The 13,194-nt window shown below is 60.7% G+C and carries 14 protein-coding genes; all 14 read right to left on the bottom strand.

Annotation, left to right across the window (positions count from 1 at the left end; genetic code table 11):
- Positions 1-103 precede the first annotated feature (103 nt).
- Entirely contained in the window at positions 104-1,693 is a 1,590-nt protein-coding gene (gene lnt / locus ACI2KA_RS03985; protein WP_404499425.1) for an apolipoprotein N-acyltransferase, read from the bottom strand.
- Between the two features lie 225 nt (positions 1,694-1,918).
- On the bottom strand, positions 1,919-3,064 hold the full coding sequence (locus ACI2KA_RS03980; protein WP_404499423.1) for a hemolysin family protein: 1,146 nt from the start codon (positions 3,062-3,064) through the stop codon (positions 1,919-1,921).
- A gap of 15 nt (positions 3,065-3,079) precedes the next feature.
- Positions 3,080-3,586, bottom strand: a complete 507-nt coding sequence (ybeY, locus tag ACI2KA_RS03975) for an rRNA maturation RNase YbeY (RefSeq protein ID WP_404499421.1) — start codon at positions 3,584-3,586, stop codon at positions 3,080-3,082.
- An 8-nt stretch (positions 3,587-3,594) separates the two neighbouring features.
- Positions 3,595-4,650, bottom strand: coding sequence for a PhoH family protein (locus ACI2KA_RS03970; protein ID WP_080818056.1), 1,056 nt, complete (start codon positions 4,648-4,650; stop codon positions 3,595-3,597).
- Between the two features lie 40 nt (positions 4,651-4,690).
- Positions 4,691-6,094: a tRNA (N6-isopentenyl adenosine(37)-C2)-methylthiotransferase MiaB gene (gene miaB / locus ACI2KA_RS03965; RefSeq protein WP_404499419.1), complete on the bottom strand. Its 1,404-nt coding sequence runs from the start codon at positions 6,092-6,094 to the stop codon at positions 4,691-4,693.
- Between the two features lie 65 nt (positions 6,095-6,159).
- Positions 6,160-6,954 (bottom strand): lysophospholipid acyltransferase family protein, encoded by a 795-nt coding sequence (locus ACI2KA_RS03960; RefSeq protein WP_404499417.1) that lies wholly within the window; start codon positions 6,952-6,954, stop codon positions 6,160-6,162.
- 30 nt (positions 6,955-6,984) lie between these two features.
- Entirely contained in the window at positions 6,985-7,413 is a 429-nt protein-coding gene (locus ACI2KA_RS03955) for a Fur family transcriptional regulator (RefSeq protein WP_065114719.1), read from the bottom strand.
- A gap of 70 nt (positions 7,414-7,483) precedes the next feature.
- Complete coding sequence (locus tag ACI2KA_RS03950) at positions 7,484-7,978, bottom strand: GNAT family N-acetyltransferase (RefSeq protein WP_404499415.1); 495 nt, start codon at positions 7,976-7,978, stop codon at positions 7,484-7,486.
- Between the two features lie 51 nt (positions 7,979-8,029).
- Positions 8,030-8,698, bottom strand: coding sequence for a tRNA (adenosine(37)-N6)-threonylcarbamoyltransferase complex dimerization subunit type 1 TsaB (gene tsaB, locus ACI2KA_RS03945; RefSeq protein WP_404499413.1), 669 nt, complete (start codon positions 8,696-8,698; stop codon positions 8,030-8,032).
- A gap of 21 nt (positions 8,699-8,719) precedes the next feature.
- Positions 8,720-9,283, bottom strand: a complete 564-nt coding sequence (locus ACI2KA_RS03940) for a NifU family protein (protein WP_404499411.1) — start codon at positions 9,281-9,283, stop codon at positions 8,720-8,722.
- A 144-nt stretch (positions 9,284-9,427) separates the two neighbouring features.
- Positions 9,428-9,919, bottom strand: coding sequence for a universal stress protein (locus ACI2KA_RS03935; protein WP_080826728.1), 492 nt, complete (start codon positions 9,917-9,919; stop codon positions 9,428-9,430).
- Positions 9,920-10,032: 113 nt separating this feature from the next.
- On the bottom strand, positions 10,033-11,097 hold the full coding sequence (trpS, locus tag ACI2KA_RS03930; protein ID WP_404499409.1) for a tryptophan--tRNA ligase: 1,065 nt from the start codon (positions 11,095-11,097) through the stop codon (positions 10,033-10,035).
- A gap of 103 nt (positions 11,098-11,200) precedes the next feature.
- Positions 11,201-11,605 carry a VOC family protein gene (locus tag ACI2KA_RS03925; protein ID WP_404499407.1) on the bottom strand — a complete coding sequence of 135 codons (405 nt, stop codon included), beginning with the start codon at positions 11,603-11,605 and terminating at the stop codon, positions 11,201-11,203.
- The gene (murJ, locus tag ACI2KA_RS03920) at positions 11,605-13,194 is read right to left on the bottom strand and encodes a murein biosynthesis integral membrane protein MurJ (protein WP_404499405.1); all 1,590 of its coding nucleotides are present in this window, start codon (positions 13,192-13,194) and stop codon (positions 11,605-11,607) included. Before murJ ends, ACI2KA_RS03925 begins: the two co-directional genes overlap by 1 nt.

The raw sequence follows: 13,194 nt of genomic DNA, 5'->3' as shown, positions 1-13,194 counted from the left end.
TATCTCGCTTCATTACTATTCAAAGAAATGAGCTGGCATTTCGACAGCGTCTAAACTTGTTTTACGACTGACGTATTCACTATGCAATTGCAGGAGTTCCCGGTCAATTCTGGCGCCGAGCAAAACTCCAGGCAGGAAATACCGCAACGATCAGCATGATTGAAAAAATCAACCAGAAATACGTCCGATGTGTGTCGTAAGTAAATGCGTCGTTTGACCCACCACTCAAGGTGGCGTCAACAATTCCAACCCGGCCGTAATCCAGCCCGGCGATAATGCGACCATAGGGGTCTATGACGGCTGAAATCCCGGTATTCGCGCCGCGAATCACCGGTACGCCCGTTTCAACGGCGCGGATTCTCGCCTGCAGAAAATGCTGATAGGGGCCGGGCGTGTCACCAAACCAGCCGTCATTCGTCACGTTGAGGATTGCCGCAGAACCCGCAAGGCCCGACGTCATCTCACCCGGGAAAATGATCTCGTAACAGATCAGGGGATAAAAGGTCTTGCCGGAGGGCAATGTCAGCGGCGTGCGCGACGAGGCGGCCGAAAAACCGCCGGGAAGGGCGATGACATTGTCGATGCCGAACTCCCGCAGGATATTCTCAAAAGGAACATATTCTCCAAAGGGGGTCAGATGCACCTTGTCGGTTGCGCCGATGATCTCGCCCTGACTGTCGATCGCATAAACCGAATTGTAATAACGCGGCGGCCGCCCCGCGCCGGCATCCTCCATTCTGACGGCGCCGGTGAACAGGACCTGGCCGTCCTCCAGTGTTTTCGCAATTTCACCCAGCGCATCCGGGTTCTGGGTGAGGATGAAAGGCACCGAGGTTTCCGGCCAGACGATGATATCGGGGCGCTTTTGCCCTTCGCCGGGCGGCAGGGCCGTGAGGCGAAGGTGCTCGCCGAATATCTCCGCCCGGTCGGCGTTCAGCATCTTGCGAGACTGGTCGATGGACGGCTGCACGATCCTGACGGTCAGCGCATCCGCCGCCGTCTGCACCGGCGCCTGAAGGCGATAGAAACCATAGCCGAAATGGCCTGCTAGCAGCAGGCCCGCCAGGATGAGGCCTGCCCCCATGCCCTTTTTCGTCCCGATCAGCGCCGGCGCGGCGAAGATGAAAACCGCAAGCGTGGTCACACTGAAAAGTCCGAGCAGATGCGCGGACTGCATCATGACCGGGATGGGCATGATGCCATAACCGATGGCGTTCCAGGGAAAGCCGGTTGCGAGAAAACTGCGCAGCCATTCCGAAAAGCCGAATGCGGCGGCCAGCGCGGCGATACGGCCAAGACCATCGGACCAGACGATATTGGCCGCGGCAACGGCAAAACCGTAAAACAGCGCCAAAAAAGCCGGCAGGCCGAGAATGGCGAGCGGCAGCGCCCAGGCAAATTCATCGGCTTCCAGCAAAAGGGCATTGCCCAGCCACCAAAGGCCCGCCACGAAATAACCGAGCCCGAAACACCAGCCGATGCCGAAAGCGGGCATGATGCGGCTGAAAACGCCGCCGCCCGGCCTGCCGGTGCAGCCATCCACCAGCCAGACAAGCAGCGTGAAAGAGAGAAACAACGCCGCAAAAAAACCGAATGGAGGCAAAGCCAGCGCGCCGACCGCGCCTGCGGCAATCGCCATGACTGCGCGGCTTTTGCCGCCGGCCAGCATTACCCTGCCTGCAAGACGCTCCATGCCATCTCCGTTTTATGCGCGTCCGGAAAAATCCGCTGACGGCAAGACCGCGCCACGGAATTTTCCCTCAGACCCGACGTAAAGGAAAAAAGATTCGCAGTCCACAGGACTAGCGCGCGCCCTATGACCGGGCGCGTTCCTGATTGGTCGTCATCAGCATTCAAGGCTGTGCAGGCCCGACACTGAAGAAGCGAACCGACGGGTATCGATCCCCGTCGGTCGCATTCAGTCGGCATTCTGCTGGTGCGTGATGAGGCGGACATCCGGCGCCGGCAGTGCGATCACCCCATTGGCCGCGGCATCACCGGGAGCGCGGTCATCCTGCCCTTCCGAGCCGTGGTCGCGCACGATGCGCACGCCCTTGATGCGCCGTGTATCCGCATCGAGGATCTGGAACTCGAAACCGGGCACGGCCCGGACCACCTCGCCCTTGGCCGGAATGCGGCCGAGCGCAAAAAAGATGAGGCCGCCGAGAGTATCGATTTCTTCCAGATGCTCCCGGACATCGAATTCCGGGCCGATCGCCTCGGCCAGTTCCGTGAGTTCGGCGCGGGCATCCGCCACGAGCACATCGGCAGAAAGACGCGAGAACATCGCCTCATCCTTGTCGTGCTCGTCATCGATATCGCCCACGACCATCTCGACGATATCCTCGTGGCTGACGAGACCATCCGTGCCGCCATATTCGTCGATCACAAGAGCAAGCTGCGTTCGCTGGGCCTGCATGGTCTTCAGGAGGTCTGAGGCCAGCATGGAGGGCGGCGCGAACAGGATCTTGCGCACCAGCCCCGCATCGGCGAGGGTCTGTTCCAGATCAACCCGCGCCAGGTCGAAATTCGGCCTTGGCGAACGGGGTGCCTTCGCTTCGCCATAAGCGACGCTGCGCGACCCGGCCCGACGCTTGTTGCGGGCCTGTTTGGCGACATAGGCAAGCAGGTCGCGGATATGGATCATGCCCTTCGGATTATCCAGCGTCTCGTCATAGATCGGCATGCGGGAACGGCCGGTTTCCTCAAACAGGATAAGCGCATCACCAATCGTCATGTTCTGGTCGAGACCGTCAATATCCACTCGCGGGATCATGATATCTTCGACCCGTACCTCCCGGAAACGCAGGATATTGTTCAGCATCGCCCGTTCTTCGGGCGAAAAGGCCGCACCGATTTCGGTGTCGTCCATCAGCGCGTCGGTCAAATCCTCGCGCAGGCGCTCGCCCTGTGACGGCTTCAGCAGCCGCGCAATGCGCGACCAGATCGTCGATCTCGGCTTTGCATTGTAGTCCTGACGTAAATGACTACTGCCCTCCTCCGAAGAGGACTGCTCGCCGTTTTCTCTGCCCTCATTGGCAGGTCGTGCAGAATGTTCGTTCATGGCTCCAGACAATATTCAAAGCGGTTCCTGACCCGCGTAAGGATCAGATAGGCCAAGCACCGCCAAAATGCGAGTCTCAAGCGACTCCATTTCTTCGGCTTCTTCCTCGTCCATGTGGTCATAACCGAACAAATGCAGGAACCCATGCACGAGGAGATGGGTCAGATGATCCCCGAAACTCTTCTCAAGTTCAAGGGCCTCGCGTTCAACCGTCTCGCGCGCAATGACGATATCGCCCAGCATCGGGCCGGGCATTCCGCCCGGTTCCAGCGGAAAAGCGGGGAAAGACAAGACATTGGTCGCCTTGTCCTTGTCGCGCCACTCGGCGTTGATTTCCCGGATATTTTCATCGTCGGTGAAGACCAGCGACAGTTCCACCGGCATTTTCGGGAAGGGTTGCTCCTCCTCCCGCTTCAGAAAATCAACCGCGGCATCCAGAATCCTGGTGGCAAAGGCGAACAGGTCCTCTTCCGAGGACCAGCCTTCTGCCTCGACGCTGATTTGTATATCCAGAGCTGCCATCGTCTGCGTCAGTTGCCCTTCACGAGGCTCTCATCCGGCACTGCCGTGTGGGATTCGTAAGCCCGGACGATGCGTGCCACCATCGGATGACGCACGACATCGACATCCTTGAAGCGCACGACGGACACACCTTCAACATCACCGAGGATTTGCAGGGCCTCGACAAGACCGGATTTCACGCCGCGCGGCAGGTCCACCTGGCTCGGGTCGCCGGTCACGATCATGCGGCCGTTTTCGCCGAGACGGGTAAGAAACATCTTCATCTGCATCGTCGTGGTGTTCTGGGCTTCGTCCAGAATGACGGCGGCGTTGGCGAGCGTGCGACCGCGCATGAAGGCGAGCGGTGCAATTTCGATGACGCCCGCCTGAATGGCGCGCTCCACCTTGTCACCCGGCATCATGTCATAAAGCGCGTCGTAGAGCGGACGCAGATAGGGATCGACCTTTTCCTTCATGTCGCCGGGCAGGAAGCCCAGACGCTCGCCCGCTTCCACTGCAGGACGTGACAGGATGATGCGGTCAACCGCGCCGCGTTCCAGAAGCTGCGCGGCATGCGCGACGGCGAGATAGGTCTTGCCGGTGCCGGCGGGGCCGACGCCGAAAACCAGTTCGGATTGCTCCAGCGCCCGCATATAGACGTCCTGCGTCGGCGTACGGGCGGCGATGGTCTTCTTGCGGGTGGAAATCTGCGCCATGGAAATCTTCGCCTTGCGTTCCATCGTCGGCAAGGTCAGCTGGTCGTCTGCGGCCATGGCCATGCGGATCGCCCCTTCGACATCGGAAACCTCGGCGGTTCCGCCCTTGAGCAGCCGCTCGTAGAGGAAATCCAGCGCCCGGCGAGCCTGATTGGTGGCCACGACGTCGCCGGTGATGGCGACGGAATTGCCACGGGGACGCGCATCGATATTGAGGCGCTGCTCCAGAAGCTTCAGGTTCTGATCGAACTGACCGAATAGCTCTCCCGCTATCCTGTTATTCTCGAACGTGAGGACGAAGTGATTGGCGTCGGTCGCGGCTTGGCGTGGCTGGCGCGATGAATTTGATACCAATTCGTGTGCGTTCAAGCGGTCAGGCTCCTGTCCCAATCAGTGTCGGCTCCTCACTCTAACTCCCTGCCACCTCGGCAAACAAGCTGTTTGGACCCGTTGCGGTGATTCGTACATGAACAATGTCACCGATTTTCAAAGTCTTTGCATCAAGATTCACGGATTGCAGCCAGGGAGAGCGACCTATCAACTGTCCAGGCATGCGGCCGGGCTTTTCCAGCAACACATCCATCGTCTTTCCGACCAGCGATTCCGCAAATTCCTTCTGCTGCCGCAGCAACAGGGCCTGCAATCGTTCCAGCCGCTCGGCCTTCACCTCTTCCGCAACCTGATCGGTGAGATCGGCGCCCGGCGTGCCGGGCCGGGTGGAATATTTGAACGAGAAGGCCTGCGCATATTTCACCGTCTCGACCATCGCCATCGTATCTTCGAAATCGCGATCGGTCTCGCCGGGGAAGCCGACAATAAAGTCCCCCGACATGGCGATATCAGGGCGGGCAGCGCGGATTTTTTCGATGAGCTGGAGATATTCCTGGCCCGTATGACGGCGGTTCATCGCTTTCAGAATGCCATCCGATCCGGATTGCACCGGCAGATGCAGATAGGGCATCAGGATACGCAGATCGCGATGCGCGCCGATCAGACGATCATCCATGTCACGCGGATGGCTGGTGGTGTAGCGCAATCGCGCAAGGCCCGGTATCTCCGCCAGCCGGTACAGCAATTCGGCCAGACCCCATCTTTCGCCCTTCGGGCCTTCGCTCTGCCAGGCATTGACGTTCTGGCCGAGCAGCGTGATCTCGCGCACGCCGGCATCCACCAGCTTCATCGCCTCGTCGACGATCTGGCGCACGGGGCGCGACACTTCCGAACCGCGCGTGTAGGGCACGACACAGAAGGTACAGAACTTGTCGCAGCCCTCCTGCACCGTCAGGAACGCCGTGACGCCGCGTGTGCGCAGCGTCGATTTTTCCGCGACCGGCAGATGCTCGAACTTGTCCTCGACCGCATATTCGGTCTCGATGACACGCTCGCCGCCGCGCACGCGTTTCAGGGCATCCGGCAGGCGGTGATATGTCTGCGGGCCGATGACAACATCGACAGCCGGCGCGCGGCGGAGAATTTCCTCGCCTTCCGCCTGCGCCACGCAGCCGGCGACGCCGATCATGAATTCGCGGCCCTGCTCCTCGCGTGATTTTTTCATGTCTCGCAGACGGCCAAGCGCGGAATAAACCTTTTCAGCCGCCTTTTCGCGGATATGACAGGTATTCAGCAGAACCAGATCCGCCTCGCCCATGTCTTCCGTCTGAACGTAACCGTCCTTCGCCAGCGCATCGCTCATGCGGACGGAATCGTAGACATTCATCTGACAGCCATAGGTCTTGATAAAAACCTTGCGGCTGTTCGAACCCTCGCGGGCAATCATTTGTGAGGCGTCAAGGCCAAGCGTTTCCTGGGTCATGGCGGCTATCTAGTGTTTTTCCCGGTCAGATTAAACAGAAAAATGCCGGAAAAGCTACGATCTCGCTATTTGCGCCAGCCGCCGCGCAGGCTGAAAGCCAGCATGGAACGGATGGCAGCGGCAATATCGGTCGCCAGGCGCTTGCGGTTGTCCGTGCTGTGAAACGGAACGCTGTCGCCGAAAGTCACGTCGACATCGATGGCCCCGGCCCTGATGATGCCGAGCAGATGTGGCACGAGCGTGATGCTGCCCGGCCAGGCGGCGATGACCCGGTGGTAACGGCCCATGGCCATGCCATGCACCCGCGTATAGGCGATGGCGACAGGCTGGACATAAACCAGCTTGCCCGGCACCTGTTCAGCGGCGGTGGAGGCGGCGCCGAATAGCGAAGATTTCACGGCCAGCATGCGGTTGCCGTCAGAGGTGGTGCCTTCGGGGAACAGGACGACGATCTCGCCGTCGGCCATGCGGCTGGCGATCTCGCTCACCTGCGCGCCGGTGCTGCGCTTCTGCTCGCGTTGCACGAAGATGCTTTTCTGCAGCCGGGCAAGCCAGCCGAAAACCGGCCAGTCACGCACTTCGGTCTTGGCGATGAACACCACGTCGGCAATGCTGCCTAAAACGAGGATGTCCTTCCACGAGGCGTGGTTGACCGCCAGCATCAGCGGCTTTGCCCGCTCCACCTCGCCATGAACATGCACGCGGATGCCGAGCACATGGCAGGCGACACGATGCCAGATGCGGGGAATGCGCCGGCGTAGCCGCCAGTCGAAAGCAAGGCCCAGGAGTTGCAGGGGCAGCAATATGAGCGTGACGATCAGCAGAACGACCGCAATATAGGCTGTCCGCAGCCACATCATGGGTGAAACGTCCGCTTGCTCACCGGCGTCTCAGTGTTCGCCGGGTTTCAACGGCACGCCATAAAGTTCCAGCCGGTGATCCACGAGCTTGAAGCCGTGTTCCCGGGCGATCTTTTCCTGAAGGGCCTCGATCTCGGCCGAATGGAATTCGATGACAACGCCGTTCTTCAGGTCGATCAGATGATCGTGATGTTCCTCGGGCACGGTCTCATAACGCGAGCGGCCGTCGCGAAAATCGTGACGCTCGATGATGCCGGCATCCTCGAACAGCTTCACCGTCCTGTAGACCGTGGAAATCGAGATGCGCGGGTCCACGGCGGAGGAACGGCGGTAGAGCTCCTCGACATCGGGATGGTCGGCCGATTCCTGCAGGACACGGGCGATGACGCGGCGCTGGTCCGTCATCCGCATGCCGCGTTCGGCACAAAGCTCCTCCAGCGTTTTCGAAAGGTCTATCACGTCTTCTGGCCTTTTGAGTATTCCGGTTGAATTTTGCGGCTTTCGCCGAAAAAATGCCTGTCGCAGGGAACTAGCGAAGATCGCGGCGCATGACAAGCGCCGTCGACTTCGTTCCATCCTTGGCGGTGTAATAGGCCTTGCGTTCGGCAACGGTTTTGAAGCCGAGCTTTTTATAAAGCCCGAGGGCGGAAACGTTGCTGCCGTCCACCTCTAGGAATATGGTTTCAGCGCCGCGCATCATCGCCTCACGAGTGGCCGACTGCATCAGGCGCCAGCCGAGACCGGCGCGCGCGAACCTGTCGGCGACAGCGATGGTGAGGATTTCCGCCTCGCCCGCCACTTCCCGCGCAAGCACGAAACCACCGAGCGGCTTGCTGAAAAATGCGTTGGTCTGACGCGCAACGGCACCGAAAACAGACCCTTGCGTCAACAGCACGGAAAACTCCCCGTCATTCCACGAGCGCGGAAAACGCAGCGCGTGCAGCTCCGCCACCGCGGCGCAATCCTCATGCTGCATCGGCACGATCTCGAAATAGGGCTTCCAGCTTAGATAGTCGTCAAACATAACAGGAATCGGGCATCACGGAATCATTCGCACGTCTTGACGAATGCCCTATCAGGCAACGCCCTGACGTGCCAGCGCAAAACCGGTCTGCGGACGGGCATCCGGCCCGCGCAGATAAAGCGGCGCGGGTTTCGGCTGGCCCGCCGGCTTGCGCGCGGCGGCACGCGCCACAGAAGTGATCGGGAAGTGATCCGGCCCAGAACCGGCCTCCAACCCCGCAAAAAGCGGCGCGGCGGAACCGATGACGTCGCCGCTGAAACCGGCAATGACCTTTTGGGCGTCCTCTAGAGACAGAAGCGCGGCCTCACGCAGCGGCAAGCCATCCGCGCCGAATGTCTGGAGATAGGCTTCGCCACGCTTGGCATCCAGCCCGACGGCCACGGGCCGGCCGGGATTGTCAAGCAGATGGTGCAGGCCAAGCGTTTCGAGCGTCGTGACGCCCACGGCGTCGACACCGAGAGACAGGGCAAAACCGCGTGCGGCGGCGACACCGACGCGGATGCCGGTGAAAGACCCCGGACCGATGGTCACGGCAATGCGCTCAACCTTCTGGAGGGGAAGCTGCGCCTGTCGCAGGGCAGCGTCTGTCACGGCCATCAACCTTTCGGCATGGCCCTTTCCAATGGTTTCACAGATGTCGCCGAGCACGTTGTCGGAGGCGCTGTCATACACGCAGGCGGAGCAATCCACACCGGCGGTGTCAAGTGCGAGAACGATCATGGCTTGGCCCGGCTTACGCTATCATACCGCCTCGACTTCGCGCACTTCCGGCACGAAATGGCGAAGCAGGTTCTGAACGCCATGCTTCAGCGTGGCGGTGGAGGACGGGCAACCCGAGCAGGCGCCCTTCATGTTCAGGAACACCGTGCCATCACGGAAACCGCGGAAGGTGATGTCACCGCCATCCTGCGCCACGGCGGGACGGACGCGGGTTTCCAGCAGCTCCTTGATGGTGGCGACAATGGTTTCGTCGCCCTCCTCGAAGAACTCGCCTTCTTCATCAGACACTTCGGCCGCAACAGCCGTACCCATGATCGGGCGGCCGGACATGAAGTGTTCCATGATCGCGCCCAGAATGGCGGGCTTCAGGTGCTGCCATTCCGCACCGTCCTTGGTGACAGTGATGAAATCGAAACCGAAATAAACGCCGGTAACGCCCGGAATGGTGAAGAGACGTTCCGCCAGCGGCGACGCCTGCGCCTGCGACGGGTTGAGAAACTCCACTGTCCCGCTTTCCAGCACCACCTTGCCCGGCAGGAACTTCAGGGTCGTTGGGTTCGGCGTGGCTTCCGTCTGAATGAACATCATCTGTCTCCTTCGAGGTCGCCGTTCACGCCCCGCAATTTAGAATTCTTCCAAAAAATACGCCCGGCGAAGCCTCACTTCAAGCCCTGACATGATAATTACATTCAAGAAATCGTCAGCCCTCAAATCTTGTCCGTAACGGGATCAGCAGAGCGCGTCGATTTCCTCATCCGTCAGCGTATCCGGCAGCACGGTGACGGGAATGGGGAAAGCAGCCCCGCGTCCGGCGATGGAGGAGACGAGCGGTCCCGGCCCTTCCTTCGTCGAGCCTGCCGCCAGCACGAGAATGGCGATATCACGGTCCTCCTCGATCAGCCCGTGAATCTGCTCGGTGGCGCTGCCCTCGCGGATCACCGCCTCCGGCTCGATGCCGATGGTTTCGCGCACTTTCTGAGCGATCTTGGCGAGGGTGGCTTCCGCCTCCTCGCGCGCTTCGGCCCGCATGATCTGCTCGACGCCCAGCCATTGCTGGAAATCGCCTTCCGGGATCATGTAAAGCAGCACCAGCCCGCCATTGGAGTTCTTGGCGCGCCGACCGGCATAATGCACGGCCCTTTCGCATTCCGGTGTATCATCGATAACAGCGAGAAACTTGCGGCGATGCCCTTCCAGACGCGATAGCCGTTTTGAAACCATTCCGCACTCCCTAGGTCCGCCGTGATCCGCAAACCGCCCGACGGTTCGGGCGGAGATTATATCAAATCACGGCAGGCGCAAACCGCCCGCCGCATCCGCGCGGCAGCAACCTGTCAGCGCAGGAAACCGATGATATCGCGCACCTCGTTCATCGTCTTTTCGGCAATAGTGCGCGCCCGCTCGCCGCCCTGCTTGAGGATGGCGTCGATATGGGTCGGGTCATCGAGAAGGCGTCGCATCTCGTTGTTGACCGGGGCAAGCACATGCACGGCAAGCTCGACCAGGGCCGGCTTGAAGGCCGAAAATTGCTGGCCGCCGAACTCGGAAAGAACATCGGCCTTCGTCTTGTCCGAGAGGGCTGCATAGATGCCGACGAGGTTTTCGGCCTCCGGGCGGCCCTTCAGGCCTTCCACTTCGCCCGGCAGCGCATCCGGGTCGGTCTTCGCCTTCTTGATCTTCTTCGAGATCGCGTCGACATCGTCCATGAGGTTGATGCGCGACAGATCGGAGGGATCGGACTTCGACATCTTCTTGGTGCCGTCCTTCAACGACATCACGCGCGGCGCCGGACCGCCGATCAGCGGCTCCACCATCGGGAAATAGGCGTGCACCGGCTCATCGCCCACCGTAATGTCGAGGCCGAGACCCGCCTTGCGGATATGATCGCCGAAATCGATGTTGAATTTCTGGGCGATATCGCGGGCGAGTTCCAGATGCTGTTTCTGGTCGTCACCGACAGGGACATGGGTGGCGCGATAAACGAGAATGTCGGCGGCCATCAGGCTCGGATAGGCGAGCAGGCCGAGCGAGACCTGCTCTGCATTCTTGCCCGACTTGTCCTTGAACTGCGTCATGCGCTCCATCCAGCCGATGCGCGCGACGCAATTGAACACCCAGGCCAGTTCGGCATGCTGCGGCACGGCCGACTGGTTGAAGACGATATGCTTCACAGGATCGATGCCGGAGGCGATGAAGGCGGCGGCGATGGAGCGGGTCTGCGCCTTCAGGTCGGAATGAACGAGCTGGGCGGTGATGGCGTGCATGTCGACCACGCAATAGATGCAGTCGTTATCGTCCTGCAGCGCCACGAACTTACGGATGGCGCCGAGATAATTGCCGAGATGCAAATTGCCGGTCGGCTGGACGCCCGAGAAAACCAGCGGCTTGAATGCGTTCATTGTCGTCCTCGAAAAGGCTGGTGGAGGGCCTTGCCCCATGGTTGGAATTGCACGCGCGCTTATGCACCCGCAGCCCCTTGCGATCAAGCGCTTTCAGGGCATGTCAGCTGCGCGGCTGAAGAAGATCCCAGCGATTTCCGTAAGGGTCGGCAAAAACCGCGACAGAACCGTAAACCTCAAGGCGCGGCTCCTCCAGAAATCTTACCCCGCGCGCCAGCATCGTCTCGTAATCGCGGGCAAAATCGTCGGTATGCAGGAAAAATCCGACACGCCCGCCGGTCTGGTTGCCGATGGCAAGCCGTTGCGGCTCACCGTCCGCCTGGGCAAGCAGCAGGGCGCAGCCATCGCTGCCCAGAGGTTTGACCACCAGCCATCTCTTGCCATCGCCGAGCTGCTGATCGGAGAGGCATTCGAAACCCAGAACCCCGCAATAAAACGCCTTTGCCCGGTCGTAATCATCGACCACCAGGGTGATGAGGGCAATGCGGCGGTTTTCAGCAAAGGACATCAGCCCGCCTCCGTCCCGACATTCTTTTTGCCGCGCTTGCGGATGGCCCTCTTGACCATGCCGATGTCGGCGCCGCCCGAAACGAAGGCCAGTACGAAATAGACCAGCATGGCCGCGAAGACGAGAGCCATGATCGTTCCCGCCCGCACGACGATGGACGAGGCGGAAGACAGTTCGAAGCTCAGATAGGTCAGCGCATAATGCACAAAGCCCGCCATGAGGGCGGAGGCCAGAAGCAAGCGCGGAATGCGGGTGAGCAGCGGAATGTCCAGCTGCCAGTGACCGCGCCACAAGAGCATGCCGAACAGCAAGGCGGCGTTGACCCAGCCGGCGGTGATTTCGGCAATGGCGATGCCCGGACCGCCCAGGCGTGGAAACAGGGTCAGCGCCATGGAGACATTCACCACCACGGAAATCGCTGCGAAGATCATCGGCGTACGTGTGTCCTCGCGAGCGAAGAAACCCGGAATGAAGGCCTTGATCAGCACGAAAGCCGGCAGGCCCAGACCGTAGATGCCGAGGATCTGTGCGACCGTAACGGTGGCCGACGGCGAGAAATTGCCGCGCTCATAGAGAAAACGCACGATGGGTTCCGCCATGACGAGAAGGGCGGCGGCGGCCGGCAATGTCAGGAACAATACGAATTCGACCGAGCGGTTCTGCAGGCTTCCCGCCTCGACCGTATGCCCGCCGCGCAGAGCCCGCGCCAGTTCCGGCAGAAGCACGGTGGCAACGGCAATGCCGACGACACCGAGCGGCAGCTGGTAAATCCGGTCAGCATAAGCGAGCGAGGAGATCACGCCCTCACCACCGGAGGCAATGTTGGTGTTGATGAGGAGATTGATCTGGGTGATGCCGCCGGTGATCGCGGCCGGCAGGGCAAGCACCAGAAGCCGCTGAACATTCTTGGTGAGCCGCGGCCTGCGGAAGCCAATCCGCATGCCGGCATTGCGCACGGCGATCCAGACGATGGCGAGCTGCACCAGGCCCGCCGCCATCACCCCCCAGGAAAGCGCATAACCTACCTCCAGGGGGTCGTAGTCTTTCCACCAGGCGAGCGCGAGCACGCCGATGAGGATGATGTTGAGGAAAACCGGGGCAATCGCCGCCGCGAAATAACGGTGCAGCGAGTTCAGCATACCGCCCATCATCGCCGCCAGCGACATGCAGGCGAGATAGGGGAACATGATGGTGGCGAGGTGGACGGTGTTTTCGAATTTCACCGGGTCTTCCAGAAAGCCCGGCGCGATCACCGTGCGCACGATGAAGGGCATCGACAGTTCCATCAGGATCGTCAGCGCCAGGAGCACGGTAAAGAGAACTCCGAAGACCTCTTCGGAAAAGCGCCTTGCACCCTCCATGCCGTTCGCCTCGATTTCCTTGGCGAAAAGCGGCACGAAGGCGGAGTTGAAGGCGCCTTCGGCAAAAAGCCGCCGGAAGGTATTCGGAAAGCGGAAAGCGGCATTGAAGGCGTCGGCCACCGGCCCGGTGCCGACAGCGGCGGCCATCAGGGTTTCGCGCAGGAAGCCGAAAATGCGGCTGCCAAGCGTGGCGGTGCCGACGGTGGCGAACTTGCCGATCAGACTCAT

The sequence above is a fragment of the Agrobacterium sp. NPDC089420 genome, from assembly GCF_044900305.1.
Taxonomy (GTDB): domain Bacteria; phylum Pseudomonadota; class Alphaproteobacteria; order Rhizobiales; family Rhizobiaceae; genus Agrobacterium.
The sequence above is the reverse complement of the archived record's forward strand: the minus strand, read 5'-3'. Positions and strand labels throughout refer to the sequence as shown.

Excerpts from the sequence above, each read along its gene's own strand:
- lnt (WP_404499425.1), bottom strand. The coding sequence starts at position 1,693 with ATGGAGCGTCTTGCAGGCAGGGTAATGCTGGCCGGCGGCAAAAGCCGC.
- ACI2KA_RS03980 (WP_404499423.1), bottom strand. The coding sequence starts at position 3,064 with ATGAACGAACATTCTGCACGACCTGCCAATGAGGGCAGAGAAAACGGC.
- ybeY (WP_404499421.1), bottom strand. The coding sequence starts at position 3,586 with ATGGCAGCTCTGGATATACAAATCAGCGTCGAGGCAGAAGGCTGGTCC.
- miaB (WP_404499419.1), bottom strand. The coding sequence starts at position 6,094 with ATGACCCAGGAAACGCTTGGCCTTGACGCCTCACAAATGATTGCCCGC.
- ACI2KA_RS03960 (WP_404499417.1), bottom strand. The coding sequence starts at position 6,954 with ATGATGTGGCTGCGGACAGCCTATATTGCGGTCGTTCTGCTGATCGTC.
- ACI2KA_RS03950 (WP_404499415.1), bottom strand. The coding sequence starts at position 7,978 with ATGTTTGACGACTATCTAAGCTGGAAGCCCTATTTCGAGATCGTGCCG.
- tsaB (WP_404499413.1), bottom strand. The coding sequence starts at position 8,698 with ATGATCGTTCTCGCACTTGACACCGCCGGTGTGGATTGCTCCGCCTGC.
- ACI2KA_RS03940 (WP_404499411.1), bottom strand. The coding sequence starts at position 9,283 with ATGTTCATTCAGACGGAAGCCACGCCGAACCCAACGACCCTGAAGTTC.
- ACI2KA_RS03935 (WP_080826728.1), bottom strand. The coding sequence starts at position 9,919 with ATGGTTTCAAAACGGCTATCGCGTCTGGAAGGGCATCGCCGCAAGTTT.
- trpS (WP_404499409.1), bottom strand. The coding sequence starts at position 11,097 with ATGAACGCATTCAAGCCGCTGGTTTTCTCGGGCGTCCAGCCGACCGGC.
- ACI2KA_RS03925 (WP_404499407.1), bottom strand. The coding sequence starts at position 11,605 with ATGTCCTTTGCTGAAAACCGCCGCATTGCCCTCATCACCCTGGTGGTC.
- murJ (WP_404499405.1), bottom strand. The coding sequence starts at position 13,194 with ATGAGTCTGATCGGCAAGTTCGCCACCGTCGGCACCGCCACGCTTGGC.